This window comes from Streptomyces sp. NPDC051183 (assembly GCF_040682455.1).
Lineage (GTDB): Bacteria > Actinomycetota > Actinomycetes > Streptomycetales > Streptomycetaceae > Streptomyces.
The window spans coordinates 19238-33886 of record NZ_JBFBBA010000014.1 but is presented as its reverse complement, the minus strand read 5'-3'; the positions used below and the strand labels follow the sequence as shown (position 1 = coordinate 33886).

Annotated in this window: 11 protein-coding genes and 1 pseudogene; 6 read left to right on the top strand and 6 right to left on the bottom strand. The window is 72.7% G+C overall.

Annotated features, from left to right (window positions below; all coding sequences use genetic code 11):
- Nucleotides 1–66: 66 nt before the first annotated feature.
- The 4 genes from AB0M99_RS14785 to iolC are packed head-to-tail and all read right to left on the bottom strand — an operon-like array spanning nucleotide 67 to nucleotide 5205.
- Nucleotides 67–1566 carry a CoA-acylating methylmalonate-semialdehyde dehydrogenase gene (locus tag AB0M99_RS14785; protein WP_365920217.1) on the bottom strand — a complete coding sequence of 500 codons (1500 nt, stop codon included), beginning with the start codon at nucleotides 1564–1566 and terminating at the stop codon, nucleotides 67–69.
- Between the two features lie 12 nt (nucleotides 1567–1578).
- Complete coding sequence (iolD, locus tag AB0M99_RS14780; protein ID WP_365920215.1) at nucleotides 1579–3510, bottom strand: 3D-(3,5/4)-trihydroxycyclohexane-1,2-dione acylhydrolase (decyclizing); 1932 nt, start codon at nucleotides 3508–3510, stop codon at nucleotides 1579–1581.
- Nucleotides 3450–4274: a 5-deoxy-glucuronate isomerase gene (gene iolB, locus AB0M99_RS14775; RefSeq protein WP_365920442.1), complete on the bottom strand. Its 825-nt coding sequence runs from the start codon at nucleotides 4272–4274 to the stop codon at nucleotides 3450–3452. Before iolB ends, iolD begins: the two co-directional genes overlap by 61 nt.
- Before the next feature lie 7 nt (nucleotides 4275–4281).
- The gene (gene iolC / locus AB0M99_RS14770; RefSeq protein WP_365920440.1) at nucleotides 4282–5205 is read right to left on the bottom strand and encodes a 5-dehydro-2-deoxygluconokinase; all 924 of its coding nucleotides are present in this window, start codon (nucleotides 5203–5205) and stop codon (nucleotides 4282–4284) included.
- A 101-nt stretch (nucleotides 5206–5306) separates the two neighbouring features.
- Here iolC and AB0M99_RS14765 point away from each other — a divergent pair, with 101 nt between their 5' ends.
- From AB0M99_RS14765 to AB0M99_RS14755, 3 genes are all read left to right on the top strand, one after another.
- The gene (locus AB0M99_RS14765) at nucleotides 5307–6221 is read left to right on the top strand and encodes a sugar phosphate isomerase/epimerase (RefSeq protein ID WP_365920213.1); all 915 of its coding nucleotides are present in this window, start codon (nucleotides 5307–5309) and stop codon (nucleotides 6219–6221) included.
- Between the two features lie 23 nt (nucleotides 6222–6244).
- Nucleotides 6245–7258, top strand: coding sequence for a Gfo/Idh/MocA family oxidoreductase (locus AB0M99_RS14760; RefSeq protein WP_365920211.1), 1014 nt, complete (start codon nucleotides 6245–6247; stop codon nucleotides 7256–7258).
- A gap of 220 nt (nucleotides 7259–7478) precedes the next feature.
- A complete protein-coding gene (locus AB0M99_RS14755) occupies nucleotides 7479–7679 on the top strand; it encodes a MarR family transcriptional regulator (protein WP_365920209.1) in 201 nt (66 codons plus the stop codon).
- Nucleotides 7680–7766: 87 nt separating this feature from the next.
- Here AB0M99_RS14755 and AB0M99_RS14750 read toward each other — a convergent pair whose 3' ends face one another.
- Nucleotides 7767–10034 (bottom strand): MMPL family transporter, encoded by a 2268-nt coding sequence (locus tag AB0M99_RS14750; RefSeq protein WP_365920207.1) that lies wholly within the window; start codon nucleotides 10032–10034, stop codon nucleotides 7767–7769.
- A gap of 142 nt (nucleotides 10035–10176) precedes the next feature.
- On the opposite strand from AB0M99_RS14750, the gene AB0M99_RS14745 reads away from it, so the two are divergent.
- Nucleotides 10177–10830: a TetR/AcrR family transcriptional regulator gene (locus AB0M99_RS14745; RefSeq protein ID WP_365920205.1), complete on the top strand. Its 654-nt coding sequence runs from the start codon at nucleotides 10177–10179 to the stop codon at nucleotides 10828–10830.
- On the opposite strand, the pseudogene AB0M99_RS14740 reads toward AB0M99_RS14745, so the two are convergent.
- Nucleotides 10808–11672 (bottom strand): annotated as a pseudogene (locus tag AB0M99_RS14740) (cation:proton antiporter). The gene AB0M99_RS14745 and the pseudogene AB0M99_RS14740 overlap by 23 nt on opposite strands.
- 179 nt (nucleotides 11673–11851) lie before the next feature.
- On the opposite strand from AB0M99_RS14740, the gene AB0M99_RS14735 reads away from it, so the two are divergent.
- Nucleotides 11852–12085 carry a cation transporter gene (locus AB0M99_RS14735; RefSeq protein ID WP_365920203.1) on the top strand — a complete coding sequence of 78 codons (234 nt, stop codon included), beginning with the start codon at nucleotides 11852–11854 and terminating at the stop codon, nucleotides 12083–12085.
- Between the two features lie 88 nt (nucleotides 12086–12173).
- Nucleotides 12174–14447, top strand: a complete 2274-nt coding sequence (locus AB0M99_RS14730; protein WP_365920201.1) for a heavy metal translocating P-type ATPase — start codon at nucleotides 12174–12176, stop codon at nucleotides 14445–14447.
- Nucleotides 14448–14649: the final 202 nt, after the last annotated feature.

Genomic DNA, 14649 nt, shown 5'->3' with positions numbered 1-14649 from the left:
CGGGAAACGCACTCGCCCCCCGCGTGAGGGTTGCGGGGGGCGAGCGGTCGGCGGGTCCGGAAGGGATCAGTGGTTGCGCGGGAAGCCCAGGTCCACGCCGGCCGGGGCGTCGGACGGGTCCGGCCAGCGGGTCGTGACGACCTTGCCGCGGGTGTAGAAGTGGATGCCGTCGTTGCCGTAGATGTGGTGGTCGCCGAAGAGCGAGTCCTTCCAGCCGCCGAAGGAGTGGTAGCCCACCGGCACCGGGATCGGGACGTTGACGCCGACCATGCCCGCCTGGATCTCCAGCTGGAAGCGGCGGGCGGCGCCGCCGTCGCGGGTGAAGATGGCGGTGCCGTTGCCGAACGGCGAGGCGTTGATCAGCGCCACGCCCTCCTCGTAGGTCTCGGTGCGCAGCACGCACAGGACCGGGCCGAAGATCTCGTCGCGGTAGGCGTCGGAGTCGGTCCTGACGTTGTCGAGCAGCGACAGGCCGATCCAGTGGCCGTTCTCGTTGCCCTCCACCGTGTAGCCGGTGCCGTCGAGGACCACGTCCGCGCCCTGCGCGGCCGCGCCCTTCACGTACGAGGCGACCTTGTCGCGGTGGGCGGCGGTGATCAGCGGGCCCATCTCGGAGGTCGGGTCGTTGCCGGGGCCGACCTTGATCTTCTCGGCGCGCTCGCGGATCTTCTCGACGAGCGTGTCGGCGATGGACCCGACGGCCACGACGGCGGAGATCGCCATGCAGCGCTCGCCGGCCGAGCCGTAGGCGGCCGAGACCGCCGCGTCGGCAGCCGCGTCCAGGTCGGCGTCCGGGAGGACCAGCATGTGGTTCTTGGCGCCGCCCAGGGCCTGGACGCGCTTGCCGTTGGCGGCGGCGGTGGTGTGGATGTGGCGGGCGATCGGCGTGGAGCCGACGAAGGAGACGGCCGCGATGTCGGGGTGCGCGAGCAGCGCGTCCACCGCGACCTTGTCGCCGTGGACGACGTTCAGCACGCCCGCCGGCAGGCCGGCCTCGCTCATCAGCTCGGCCAGCTTGTTGGCGGCCGACGGGTCCTTCTCGCTCGGCTTGAGGATGAAGGTGTTTCCGCAGGCCACGGCCAGCGGGAACATCCACATCGGCACCATCGCCGGGAAGTTGAACGGGGTGATGCCCGCGACCACGCCGATCGGCTGGCGGATCGAGGAGACGTCCACCCGGCTGGAGACGGACGTCGACAGCTCGCCCTTGAGCTGCACGGTGATCCCGCAGGCCAGCTCGACGATCTCCAGGCCGCGCGCGACCTCGCCCAGCGCGTCGGAGTGCACCTTGCCGTGCTCGGCGGTGATCAGCTCGGCGATGGCGTCGCGGTTGGCGTCCAGCAGGGCGCGGTAGGCGAACAGCACCTTGGTGCGGGCGGCCAGCGAGGACTGGCCCCAGCTCTGGAAGGCCTCCTTGGCGACCTGTACGGCGGCGTCCACCTCGGCGGCCGAGGCGAGCGCGACCTGCGTGGTGACCTCGCCGGTGGCCGGGTCGGTGACCGGGCCGTAGTTGCCCGACGCGCCCTCGACGGTCTTGCCACCGATCCAGTGGTTGACGGTCTTCATTGCCTTGCTCCTTCACAGATGGCGACGTCGCTGCGCGGCTTGCCGGTCGTACTCTTCGCGGGCTTCCACCGCCGACGCACGGGTCGCGGTCTCGGCCACAGGAACATCCCACCACGCCTGTGCCGGGGGTGGGCCCGACACAGTGTCGGGTGTTCGGGTCTGTGCGTAGACACATGTGGGACGGTCCGCCGCGCGCGCCTCCGAGAGGGCTTTGCGCAGGTCACCGATGGTGCGGGTACGGATCACGGCCATCCCGAGGGAGGCCGCGTTGGCGGCGAGGTCCAGGGGCAGCGGCTCCCCGCCGTACGAGCCGTCCGCCGCCCGGAAGCGGTACGCGGTGCCGAAGCCCTCTCCCCCCACGGCCCCGGACAGGCCTCCGATCGAGGCGTAGCCGTGGTTGTCGAGGATGACCAGCCTGATGGGGACGCCCTCCTGGACCGCGGTGACGATCTCGGTCGGGTTCATCAGGTACGTCCCGTCGCCGACCAGCGCCCACACCGGCCGGCCGGGGGCGGCCAGGGCCACCCCGATCGCGGCGGGGATCTCGTAGCCCATGCAGGAGTAGCCGTACTCGACGTGGTACTGGTCGGGCGAGCGCGGGCGCCACAGCTTGTGCAGGTCGCCGGGGAGCGAGCCGGCGGCGTTGATCAGGATGTCGGTGCCGTCGACGACGGCGTCGAGCAGCCCGAGCACCTGCGCCTGCGTCGGCGGGGCGTCCTCGTCCTCGTCGGGGACGGCGTACGCCCGGTCCACGCGGGCCTCCCAGTCCGCCTTCGCCGAGGTGTACGCCGCCTCGTAGGCCGGGTCCACCCGGTACCCGGCGACGGCGTCCAGGAGTTCCCCGAGCGCCTCGGCCGCATCGGCGACCAGGGGGCGGGCGGCCAGCTTGTGCGCGTCGTACGGGTCGAGGTTGAGGCCGACGAAGCGCACCGCGGGGTTGCGGAAGAGGGTCGCCGAGGCGGTGGTGAAGTCCGTCAGCCGGGTCCCGGCGGCGATGACGAGGTCGGCCTCGCGGGCCAGGCCGTCGGCGGTGGCGGTGCCCGTGTGCCCGATCCCGCCCACGTCGGCGGGGTGGTCGTGGCGGAGCGCGCCCTTGCCCGCCTGTGTGGACGCCACCGGGATGCCGGTGGCCTCGGCGAACGCCGCCAGGGCGGCCTGCGCCCCGCTGTGCCGGATCCCGCCGCCGGCGACGATCAGGGGCCGCGCGGAGCCCCGTACGGCCTCGGCGGCCTCGGCGAGCTCCCGGCGGTCGGGCCTCGGCCGGCGTACGCCCCAGACCCGCTCGGCGAAGAACTCCTCGGGCCAGTCGTACGCCTCGGCCTGTACGTCCTGCGGCAGCGCGAGGGTGACGGCGCCGGTCTGCACGGGGTCGGTGAGCACCCGCACGGCCTGGAGGGCGGCGGGGATCAGGGCCTCGGGGCGGGTGATCCGGTCGAAGTACCGGGAGACGGGCCGCAGGGCGTCGTTGACGGACACGTCCCCGGCGTACGGGACCTCCAGCTGCTGGAGCACCGGATCGGCGGGCCGGGTGGCGAAGGTGTCCCCGGGGAGCAGGAGCACCGGGATCCGGTTGACGGTGGCGAGGGCGGCGCCGGTCACGAGGTTGGTGGCGCCGGGTCCGATGGAGGTGGTGACGGCGTGGGCGGAGAGCCGCCCGCACTGGCGGGCGTACCCGACGGCGGCGTGCACCATGGCCTGCTCGTTGCGTCCCTGGAGGAAGGGCATCTCCTGCCCGCCCGCCTCCAGGAGGGCCTGCCCGATCCCGGCGACGTTCCCGTGACCGAAGATCCCCCAGGTCGCGGCGACGAGGCGGCGGCGCTGCCCGTCGCGTTCGGTGTACTGGCGGGCGAGGAAGCGTACGAGCGCCTGCGCCACGGTGAGCCTCACTGGGGGTCCTCCGTGCGGTGGAAGGGCAGCCGGGGGTCGATGTCCCGGCCGGACCATGTGGAGCGGATCCAGCCGTGGTCGGGATGGTCGCGGATCAGCCACTCCCGCGTCCGGTCCGGGCCGGCCATCACATTGAGGTAGTACATGTCGTGGCCGGGGGACGCGATGGACGGCCCGTGCCAGCCGTCCGGGATGAGCACCGCGTCGCCGGTCCCCACCTCGGTGAGGATGTCGGTCTTCCCGGCCGGGGACGGGCTGACACGCTGATAGCCGACTCCGGGCGTGTCCCCGTGCGGGGCGATCTCGAACCAGTAGATCTCCTCCAGCCGGGACTCCTCGCCGGGGTGGTGCTCGTCGTGCTTGTGGGGCGGGTACGAGGACCAGTTCCCGCCGGGGGTGAGCACCTCGACGGCGATGAGCCGGTCACAGGCGAACGCCCCGGCGGCGGCGAAGTTGTTGACCTGCCGGGAGCACTGCCCGGCGCCGCGCAGCTCGACGGGAACACCGGCGGCGGGCCCGTACCGGGCCGGGAGCCGCTCCTCGCACCGGGCCCCCGCGAGCGCGAACCGCCCGCCGGCGACGGAGCGGATCTGCGCCCGCGCGTCCCGCGGCAGGTAGGCGAAGTCGGTGACGGCGTCGAACACCCCCGGCCGGCCGCGCAGTTCGAAGACCTCCGGTCCGCCGCCGCCGGGGGCCGCGGACCGGCAGCTGACCTCGCAGGCGCCCGACAGCGGGAGCACGATCCACTCGGCGTCCCCGCACTCGTGCGCGTACGCCTCCCCCGGCTCCAGGGCCAGCACCCGCAGCCGGGTGAAGGCCATCCCCCACTCAGACACCACCGGCACGGCCCAGCACCTCCTCCACCTCGTGCGCGAAGGGCATCGCCGTCGAGCACGCCAGCCGCGAGGCGACGACCGCCCCGGCCGCGTTGGCGTACTCGATCGTCCGGCCCAGCTCCCAGCCCGCGATCAGCCCGTGGCACAGGGCGCCGCCGAAGGCGTCCCCGGCGCCGAGGCCGTTGACGACGGTCACCGGCACCGGCGGGACCTGCGCCACCGTCCCGTCGCGGTGGACGGCCAGCACGCCCTGCGGTCCGCGCTTGACCACCGCCAGCTCGACGCCCGCCCCGAGCAGTGCGCGCGCCGCCGCGTACGGCTCCGACTCCCCGGTGGCGACGGCGCATTCCTCCGCGTTGCCGACGGCCACCGTCGCGTGCGCCAGCGCCCGCTCGTACCACTGCCCGGGTTCCCCGGACCACAGCGTCGGCCGCCAGTCCAGGTCGAAGACGGTGGTCCCGGACTTGGCCCGGGCCTCCAGCGCCGCCAGCGTCGCGGTCCGCGAGGGTTCCGCGCTCAGGCCCGTTCCCGTCATCCAGAACACGCGTGCCGCGCGCACCGCGTCCAGGTCCACCTCCTCGGCCGCGATCTCCAGGTCGGGCGCCTTGGGAAAGCGGTAGAAGTACAGCGGGAAGTCGTCGGGCGGGAAGATCTCGCAGAAGGTCAGCGGCGTGGGCAGGCCGGGCACCTCCCCGGCCCACCGGTCGTCCACCCCGAACCCGCGCAGCTCCGAGCGCAGATACGCCCCGAAGGGGTCGGCCCCGGTCCGGGTGATCAGCGCCGTCCGCCGCCCCAGCCGGGCCGCCGCGACCGCGACGTTCGCCGGGGAGCCGCCCAGGAACTTCCCGAAGGTGTCCGCCTCCGCGAGCGGTACGCCCGTTTTCAAGGGGTAGAGATCCACCCCGATCCGCCCCATCGTGATCAGGTCGAACGCCAACGGATCCGTAGTCACCAGCACACCACTCCTCCCGATCGGTCTTCCCCGTGACCTTGAGCCTCGCACCCTAAGGTGGCCGCATGACGTCCTCTCCGCCCGCGTTGACCCGTATCCGCATCGGCTCGGCACCGGACTCATGGGGTGTCTGGTTCCCCGACGACCCCCGGCAGACTCCCTGGGAGCGGTTCCTGGACGAGGTCGCGGACTGCGGGTACGAGTGGATCGAACTCGGCCCCTACGGATACCTCCCCACCGATCCCGCCCGCCTCGCCGACGAGACCGCCCGGCGCGGCCTGCACGTGTCCGCGGGCACCGTCTTCACCGGACTCCATCACGGGCCCGCCGTGTGGGAGGACACCTGGGACCACGTGTCGCGGATCGCGGCGCTCACCCGGGACATGGGGGCGCAGCACCTCGTCGTGATCCCCTCCTTCTGGCGGGACGACAAGACGGGCGAGGTGCTGGAGGACCGCACCCTCACGCCCGGGCAATGGCGTGAACTGACCACGCAGACCGAGCGCCTGGGCCGGGAGGTACGGGACCGGTACGGGCTGCGGATCGTCGTCCACCCGCATGCCGACACCCATATCGACACCCCGGCGAACGTGGCCCGGTTCCTCGATGCCACCGACCCCGAGCTGGTCTCCCTGTGCCTGGACACCGGGCACTACGCCTACTGCGGGGGCGACAGCGTCGAGGCGGTCGAGACCTTCGCCGAGCGGATCGGCTATCTCCACCTCAAGCAGGTGGACCCGCGGATCCTCGCCGATGTGGTCGCCGGACAGGTGCCCTTCGGGCCGGCGGTGGCGCGCGGGGTGATGTGCGAGCCGCCGGCGGGCGTGCCCGCGCTGGAACCCGTACTGGCGGCCGCCCAGCGGCTCGGCGTGGAACTGTTCGCCATCGTGGAGCAGGACATGTACCCCTGCCCGCCCGACCGGCCGCTGCCGATCGCCCGGCGCACCCGCGCCTACCTGCGCTCCTGCGGCGCCCGCTGACCACTGTCTGGGAGGAATCAACGATGAGCAGCACGCTCGGCATCGCCGTGATCGGCACCGGGAAGATGGGCTCCGACCACGTGCGCCGGATCGGGCGGACCGTCGGAGGGGCCCGGGTGGTGGCCCTGGCGGACCCGGACTGGGACCGTGTGAAGGAGGCCGCGGCGGGCCTGGACGGGGCGAGCGCGCACACCGACCCGGCGGCCGCCATAGCCGCGCCCGGGGTGCAGGCCGTACTGATCGCCTCGCCGGGGCCCGCGCATGAGGAAGCGATTCTGCAGGCGTTGGCGCGGGGGTTGCCGGTGCTGTGCGAGAAGCCGCTGACCCCGGATCCGGCGGGGGCGCTGCGCGTGATGGAGGCGGAGCTGCGGCTCGGCCGCCGGCTGGTCCAGGTGGGGTTCATGCGGCGGTTCGACGCCGAGTACGAGCGGCTCAAGGAGTTGCTGGACGCGGGCGGGATCGGCCGGCCGCTCTTCCTGCACTGCCGGCACCGCAATGCCTCCTCCCCGTCCTTCTTCACGAGCGACATGCTGATCAGCGACTCGGTGGTGCACGAGGTGGACGCGGCCCGCTGGCTGCTGGGGCAGGAGATCACCGCCGTGACGGTGCTCTCGCCGACGCCCACCTCCGCGGCCCGCGAGGGGCTGCGCGATCCGCGCCTCGTGCTGCTGGAGACCTCCGGCGGGGCCGTCGTGGACGTGGAGATCTTCGTCAACTGCGGTTTCGGCTACCAGGTGCAGTGCGAGGCGGTCGGCGAGTCCGGCAGCGCCCGGATCGGCGACGGCCACGCGATGGTCGTCCAGTCGGCGGGCCGCTGGGGCGGGGAGATCGACCAGGACTTCACGGTGCGGTTCGCGGACGCCTACGACCGCCAGCTGCGGCGCTGGGTGGCGGCGGCCGCCCGGGGCGGGGTCGCGGGGCCCGATGCGTGGGACGGGTACGCGGCCGCGGCCGTCTCGCAGGCGGGGCTGGCCGCGTCGGGCAGCGGCGTACGCACCCTCGTGGAGCTGGCCGAACGGCCGTCCCTGTACCGCTGATTGCACCCGACCCCTGTGCCGCATCTGTCACAGGGGTCGCCCTTGTGTCACACATGTCCGCATTACGCGGGTCTTCCGTCACAGCCGGTCGACAGGCCCTCCCCCGCCCTCACCCTGCGTCGTTCTCCGGGCACAACCTGAGTGATCGTCACTGTCCACGCGCCGGCTCCCCCGACGGCCTCCCGGCCGGCCCCGCGGCGTGGACAAGGAGGTGTCGTGGATGAGCGACCGACAGCTGTGGTCGTACAAGGAGATCGCCGCCCATATCCGGGTCCAGCCGGACACCGTGCGCTCGTACCGCAAGCACGGGCTGCTGCCCGCGCCCGACCACGTCGAGAGCGGGAAGCCCTATTGGTACGCCGACACCATCCGCGCCTGGGTGGCCCGCCGCCCCGGGAACCGGGGCCGCCGCGAAGACTGATCGCGCCACCCCGGACGGGGCCCACCGGGCCCCGTCCGGCCGCCGCCGCAGGTCGCACGTCGCAGGTCGCAGGCCGCAGGAGATGGCCTAGCGCGCCCCCGCCGGGACCCGTTCCGGTTCTCCCGCCTCCCCCGGTTCCGGTGCCTGCGGTGCCGGGCCTCCCTCGCTGAGCCCGATCCTCTCGTGGAGCCTGCGCAGCGGGCCCGGAGCCCACCAGGTGGCCTTGCCCGTCAGCTTCATGACGGCCGGCACCAGGAGGCTGCGCACGACCATGGCGTCCATGAGCACCGCCAGCGCGATCCCGAGCCCCAGCATCTTGGTGTTGGTCACCCGCGACGTGCCGATGGCCACCATCACCACCGCCAGGATCACGGCCGCCGCGGTGATCAGCCCGCCCGTGCGGGCCAGTCCGGTGCGCACCGCCCCCTCGTGGTCCCCGGTCCGGTCGTACTCCTCCTTGATCCGGGATATGAGGAACACCCCGTAGTCCATGGAGAGTCCGAAGGCGATGCAGAACATCAGCACCGGCAGGGTGGTCTCTATGTCGCCGGTGGAGGTGAAGGAGAGCAACCCGGAGAGGTTGCCGTCCTGGAAGACCCACACCACGGCCCCGAACATCGCGGTCAGGCTCAACGCGTTGAGAAGTACCGCCTGGAGCGGTATCAGCAGGCTCCCGGTGAGCAGGAACACCAGCAGCAGCGTGGCCAGCACCACCAGCGCCCCGGCCGCGGGGAGTTCGGCGGCTATCGCCTTCTGGGCGTCGACGAGCACCGCCGCCTGCCCGGTCACCGAGGTACGGAACCCGGCGTCGACCTTGCGCACCTCCGCGACCAGGTCCTGGGCCTGTTCGCCCACCGCTTCGCCTTCGGTGACGACCTCGAAGTAGGCGTAGCGCGACCCGGGCGCCGAGCTCACCGGCCCGTCGACCCTGACCACCCCGGGCAGCGCGTCCACCCGGTCCCGGAACGCGGTGAGCTCGCCGGCCCCCGCCGCCCCCTCGGCCAGTACGGTCAGGCCGCCTCCCGGGGCGCCCGGGAAGCCGTCACGGATCTGTTGCTGGACCACATGCGACTCGGCGGTCCTGGGCAGCTGCCGGTCGTCCACGGTGCCGAACTTCACGCCGAGGAAGGGCAGTCCGAGGAGCAGCAGTCCTGCCGTGGTGGCCACGGCGAACAGCGGCGCCCGGCGCATGACCAGCGAGGCCGTCCTCCCCCAGCCCTGTCCGGACGCTTCGGCGCTCGCCGCGGGGGCGGCCGCCGCACCTGCGGCAGTCCTCCGGCGCTGCCAGAGCCTGCGCAGGTCCAGCGAGTTGACCCGCTCGCCGAGCAGCACCAGGGCCGCCGGCAGCACGATCAGCGCGGCCGCCGCGGCGAGGAGAACCACCGCGACCCCCGCGTAGGCGAAGGAGCGCAGGAAGTACATGGGGAAGAAGAGCATCGCCGAGAGCGCGACGGCGACGGTCAGGGCGGAGAAGAGGACGGTGCGCCCGGCGGTGCGCAGGGTGGCCCCGACGGCCGCCACCGGATCGCGCCCGGCGGCGAGCTCCTCGCGGAACCTGCGCACGATGAACAGGGCGTAGTCGATGGCGAGTCCGAGGCCCAGGGCCGTGGTCAGGTTCTGGGCGAAGACGGAGACGTCGGTGAACTCGGTGAGGCCGCGCAGGACGGCATTGGTGCCGAGGATGGCCACGATGCCCACGCCGAGCGGCAGCAGGGCGGCCACGGCGCTGCCGAAGACGAGGATGAGCAGGACGAGGGTCACCGGCAGGGCGATGACCTCGGCGCGCAGCAGGTCCTCCTGGATGGTGGAGGTCACCTCGCGCTGGACCGCGACGGGCCCGCCGAGGGAGACCCGCACCGGTCCGTGGTCACCCCGGTAGCGCGGGGCGATGCGGTCCAGGACGGCGGTGGCGGTCTTCTCGTCGCCGAGCACCCGGGCGGCTATCAGGGCCTGTCGGCCGTTCTCGGAGCGCAGCGAGGGCAGCTGCGTGCGCCAGTACGAGCCGACCCCGGCCACCCCCTGCTCGGCCGCGAGCTGCGCGGTGAGCCGCTCCGCCTCGGCCGCGACGGCCGGGTCGTCCACCCCCGCGGCGCCCTCACCGGCGTCGACGAGGAGCAGCAGGTTGGGCTGGGAGCCGGGGAACTCGCGCTCCAGGGCCCGGGCGGCATAGGTGGACTGGGCGTCCGGATCCTCCCAGCCTCCGCTGCCCAGCCGGTCGGCGACTCCGCCGCCCGCGAACACGGCGAGCGCGGTGGCCACGAGGGCGAGCAGGAGTGAGAGCCGCGGCCTGGCCGTGACGAACCGGGTCCACCGGCCGCTCTCCCCGGGCGACGGCGGATTCTTGACTTTGGGCATGACTCGGTGTCCCCTTCACCGCGATTGCCAGATCAACCTAGACTGGCAAACACGAGCAGTCACTCGCGTTTTCCCAGAATGCGAGTGACCACTCGCGTTTGTCAATCGCCCACGGGAAGCAATGGGAAGCAAGGGATTGGACATGCCGAGGACCACCGCGGACAAACCCACTGAAATCACTGAAAGCACACCCCGCCGCCGCCAGGCCCGGGGGGAGCGGCGCATCAGCCAGCTCCTCGCCGCCGCCGCGGGCGTGTTCTGCCGTACCGGTTACGCGGCCGCCAGCACCAGCGCCATCGCCCGCGAGGCCGGCGTCTCGCCGGGCACGCTCTACCAGTTCTTCCCGAACAAGGAGGCCATCGCGGTCGAGCTGGGCGGGCAGCTGCTCCAGCGCGCGCACGAGATGCACGGCCAGGCCTTCCTGCCCGAGAACCTGCAACGCCCCCTGCCCCAGCTGCTGGACGCAGTCCTGGACCCGGTCATCGCCTTCAACTGCGAGAACCCGGCCTTCTGGGCGCTGATGCACGGCTCCGGCATCCCCGGCATCGCCCAGGAGCACGAGGAACTGCACGCCGGCCTGATCACCCGCGTCGAGGGGGTGCTGCACAGCTTCACCCCCGAGGCCACGCCGGCCGATCTGGAGCGCACCTCGAACATGATCCTGGGCATCTTCAAGTCGTCCCTGGACCTGATCCTCGCCCACGAGGGCGCCGAGCGCGCCGCGTACATCGCGGAGCTCAAGACCGTCCTGCTGCGTTACCTGGAGCCGATGATCACCACGACTCACCCTCGCTGACCCGGCCGGGGCGGGGGGCCGCGCCCGCCCGCAGCCGCAGCCCCACCAGCGGGAACACCAGCACGGACAGCATCCCCGCCCCCACCAGCGCCGCGGCCTCCCCGGGCGCGACCTTGCCGTCCTGCACGCCCATGGTGGTGATCGCCACCACCAGCGGCAGCGCGGTGGCCCCGAACAGCACCAGCGCCGCCCGGTCCCGCCGCCCGAGGTCCCGCGGGGCCAGCAGCCACATCGGCAGCCCCCGCACCACCAGGAACAGCAGCAGGAACACCGGCAGCAGCACCAGCACCCGCCCGCCCGCGAGCAGCGCCGCCGAGCGAGCCGGCGCCCGCCCGCTGAGCAGCAGCGCCATGGCGATGATCGGGCCGAACTCGCCGATCGACCCCCATCGCCAGCATCACGGACCCGAACCGGCTCTGCAGGTCCCCGGCATCCCTCAGCACCGGCAGGATCGCGCCCAGCGCGGTGCTGGTGAGCGCCGTGCCGACGTAGACGCCCTTGTCGAAGCCGCCCCCGTGGGCGAGCAGGGTCCCGGTCCCCAGTCCCAGTGCCGGCGCGATCAGCCAGGCCCACAGCGACCTCTTGAGCGTGCCTCCGCCGACCCGGTCGAGCTGGATCTCGTAACCGGCCAGGAAGATCAGCATCGCGAGTCCGAGCCGGCTCAGCACGTCGATCACCTCGCCGGTGACGGCCCATCCCAGCACGTCCGGCCCGACCAGGATCCCGAGCAGGATCTCGAAGATCACCAGGGGTACCGGCAGCCACCTCCCCACCGCGTACGCGAGCAGGGGTGCGAGCACGGCGATGGCCATGATCAGAACGAGCGTGACCGAATGCGACATACATGCTATTTACATACGGTTCGCGGGGGTCGGCCACTTCACGACCCTGCCGGACGAAGCAACGGAAGGGGTACTCGCATCCATACCCCCTAGGGGTATAGTCTTGGAGGGTCGGGAGGACGGTGGAGCGATCGACCGCCTTCCGGCGACCGGACACGCCCTTGAAAGAGGAGAACGACATGAGCGCCGACACGGACACCCAGACCACCACCGTCTACCGGGTGACCGGCATGACCTGCGGGCACTGCGAAGGCGCGGTGACCGGCGAGCTCTCCGCCCTGGCGGGCGTCAGCTCCGTCAAGGCCGTCGCCGCGACCGGCGAGGTCACCGTGGTCTCCGCCGCCCCGCTCGCCGAGGCCGACGTGCGCGCCGCCGTGGACGAGGCCGGGTACGAGTTCGCCGGCCAGATCTGAGTTTCCCCCTTCGGCCGTACCCCGCCGGGGCGTGCCGGCCAGCTCATACTGGTTCCGTACGCCCCGGCCCTCCCCCTGGAGCCGGAACATGACCAGCACTGTGCACGACGGACCCATAGCGGCGGTCGAACTCTCGATCGGCGGAATGACCTGCGCCTCCTGCGCGGCCCGCATCGAGAAGAAGCTGAACCGGATGGACGGCGTCAGCGCCACGGTGAACTACGCCACCGAGAAGGCCCACGTCTCCTACACCGGGGACATCCGGGTCGCGGACCTGATCGCGACCGTCGTCAGGACCGGCTACACCGCCGAGGAGCCCCCGCCGCCCGCCCCCGCGGCCGCGGCCGTCGACGAGGAGCGCCCCGAGGCCCCCGACCCCGCCCTGGCCGCGCTGCGCGGGCGACTGTTGGTCTCCGCCGCGCTCGCGCTGCCCGTCGTACTGCTCGCGATGGTCCCGGCCCTCCAGTTCGACAACTGGCAGTGGCTCTCGCTCACCCTCGCGGCCCCCGTCGTCGTCTGGGGCGCCCTCCCCTTCCACAAGGCCGCCTGGACCAACGCCCGGCACGGCGCGGCCACCATGGACACCCTGGTCTCGGTCGGCACCCTGGCCGCCTTCGCCTGGTCGCTGTGGGCCCTGTTCTTCGGCCACGCGGGCATGCCCGGCATGCGGCACGGATTCGCCCTCTTCACCGATCAGGGGGGCGCCATCTCGCGCACGGACGGCTCCTCCGCCATCTACCTGGAAGTGGCCGCCGGCGTCGTCAGCTTCATCCTGCTGGGCCGGTACCTGGAGGCCCGCTCGAAGCGGAAGGCCGGCGCGGCCCTGAAGGCCCTGCTGGAGCTGGGCGCCAAGGACGTGGCCGTACTGCGCGGCGCCGCCGAGGTGCGGATCCCCGTGAGCGCGCTCGCCGTCGGGGACCGCTTCGTGGTCCGGCCCGGCGAGAAGATCGCCACCGACGGCACCGTCGTCGAGGGCAGCTCCGCCGTGGACGCCTCCATGCTGACCGGCGAATCGGTCCCGGTCGAGGTGTCCGTCGGCGACTCCGTCACCGGCGCCACCGTCAACGCCTCCGGCCGCCTCGTCGTCGAGGCCACCCGGATCGGCGCCGACACCCAGCTCGCCCGGATGGCCAGGCTGGTCGAGGACGCGCAGAACGGCAAGGCCGAGGTGCAGCGCCTCGCCGACCGGATCTCCGGGATCTTCGTGCCGATCGTGCTGCTGCTCGCGCTCGGCACCTGGGTGACCTGGCTGCTGATCACCGAGGACCCCACGGCCGCGTTCACCGCCGCCGTCGCCGTCCTGATCATCGCCTGCCCGTGCGCCCTGGGCCTGGCCACCCCGACGGCCCTGATGGTCGGCACCGGGCGGGGTGCCCAGCTCGGGATCCTGATCAAGGGACCCGAGGTGCTGGAGTCCACCCGCCGCGTGGACACCGTCGTCCTGGACAAGACCGGAACCGTCACCACCGGGCGGATGACCCTGTCGGGGACCTACGCCGCCGAGGACGTGGACGAGAAGGAGCTGCTGCGGCTCGCCGGCGCCCTGGAGCACGCCTCCGAGCACCCGATCGCCCGGGCCGTCGCGACCGGGGCGGCCGAGGCGGCCGGGGAGCTGCCCGTACCCGAGTCGTTCGAGAACGTCGCCGGACTCGGAGTCCAGGGCGTGGTCGAGGGGCACGCGGTCCTGGTGGGGCGCGAACGGCTGCTGGCCGACTGGGAGATCCCCCTGCCCGCCGCCCTCGCCGATGCCAAGGCCGCCGCCGAGGCCGAGGGGGCCACGGCCGTACTGGTGGCCTGGGACGGGGCCGCGCGCGGGGTGCTGACCGTGGCCGACGCGGTCAAGGACACCAGCGCCGAGGCCGTGGCCCGGCTGCGGGAGCTCGGCCTCACCCCGGTCCTGCTGACCGGCGACAACCGGGCCGTCGCCGAGACGGTGGCCCGCGAGGTGGGCATCGAAGAGGTGATCGCCGAAGTGCTGCCCCAGGACAAGGTGGACGTCGTACGCCGACTCCAGGCCGAGGGCCGTACGGTCGCCATGGTCGGCGACGGGGTCAACGACGCGGCGGCGCTGGCCCAGGCCGACCTGGGGCTGGCCATGGGAACCGGCACCGACGCGGCGATCGAGGCCGGCGACCTCACCCTCGTACGGGGCGACCTGCGGGTCGCGGCGGACGCGATCCGACTCTCCCGCCGGACGCTGGCCACCATCAAGGGGAACCTGTTCTGGGCCTTCGGCTACAACCTGGCGGCCCTGCCGCTGGCGGCTGCGGGCCTGCTCAACCCCATGATCGCGGGGGCCGCGATGGCCTTCTCCTCAGTCTTCGTGGTCACCAACAGCCTGCGGTTGAGGTCCTTCCGGTAGTGGATCTCCTCCCCATCTCGCACACAGGTCCTTCACGCGAGACGCAGATCACAGTGATTGCAACGTAACCTTCTGCCACCGGCGTGGGTCTAATGGGGCGATGCCAAGAACGTCTGGGGGACGTTCACGGGGGTCTTGGGGGACGCCCGGGCATCGGCCGGCCGGGACCAGCGCCCGCGGGAGGCTTTGAGCGGCCCTCCCG

Bases quoted from the DNA above. Each gene is read 5' to 3' on its own strand.
- AB0M99_RS14785 (WP_365920217.1), bottom strand. From the start codon at position 1,566: ATGAAGACCGTCAACCACTGGATCGGTGGCAAGACCGTCGAGGGCGCG.
- iolD (WP_365920215.1), bottom strand. From the start codon at position 3,510: ATGGTCCGGCCGGGACATCGACCCCCGGCTGCCCTTCCACCGCACGGA.
- iolB (WP_365920442.1), bottom strand. From the start codon at position 4,274: ATGGCCTTCACCCGGCTGCGGGTGCTGGCCCTGGAGCCGGGGGAGGCG.
- iolC (WP_365920440.1), bottom strand. From the start codon at position 5,205: ATGGGGCGGATCGGGGTGGATCTCTACCCCTTGAAAACGGGCGTACCG.
- AB0M99_RS14765 (WP_365920213.1), top strand. From the start codon at position 5,307: ATGACGTCCTCTCCGCCCGCGTTGACCCGTATCCGCATCGGCTCGGCA.
- AB0M99_RS14760 (WP_365920211.1), top strand. From the start codon at position 6,245: ATGAGCAGCACGCTCGGCATCGCCGTGATCGGCACCGGGAAGATGGGC.
- AB0M99_RS14755 (WP_365920209.1), top strand. From the start codon at position 7,479: ATGAGCGACCGACAGCTGTGGTCGTACAAGGAGATCGCCGCCCATATC.
- AB0M99_RS14750 (WP_365920207.1), bottom strand. From the start codon at position 10,034: ATGCCCAAAGTCAAGAATCCGCCGTCGCCCGGGGAGAGCGGCCGGTGG.
- AB0M99_RS14745 (WP_365920205.1), top strand. From the start codon at position 10,177: ATGCCGAGGACCACCGCGGACAAACCCACTGAAATCACTGAAAGCACA.
- AB0M99_RS14735 (WP_365920203.1), top strand. From the start codon at position 11,852: ATGAGCGCCGACACGGACACCCAGACCACCACCGTCTACCGGGTGACC.
- AB0M99_RS14730 (WP_365920201.1), top strand. From the start codon at position 12,174: ATGACCAGCACTGTGCACGACGGACCCATAGCGGCGGTCGAACTCTCG.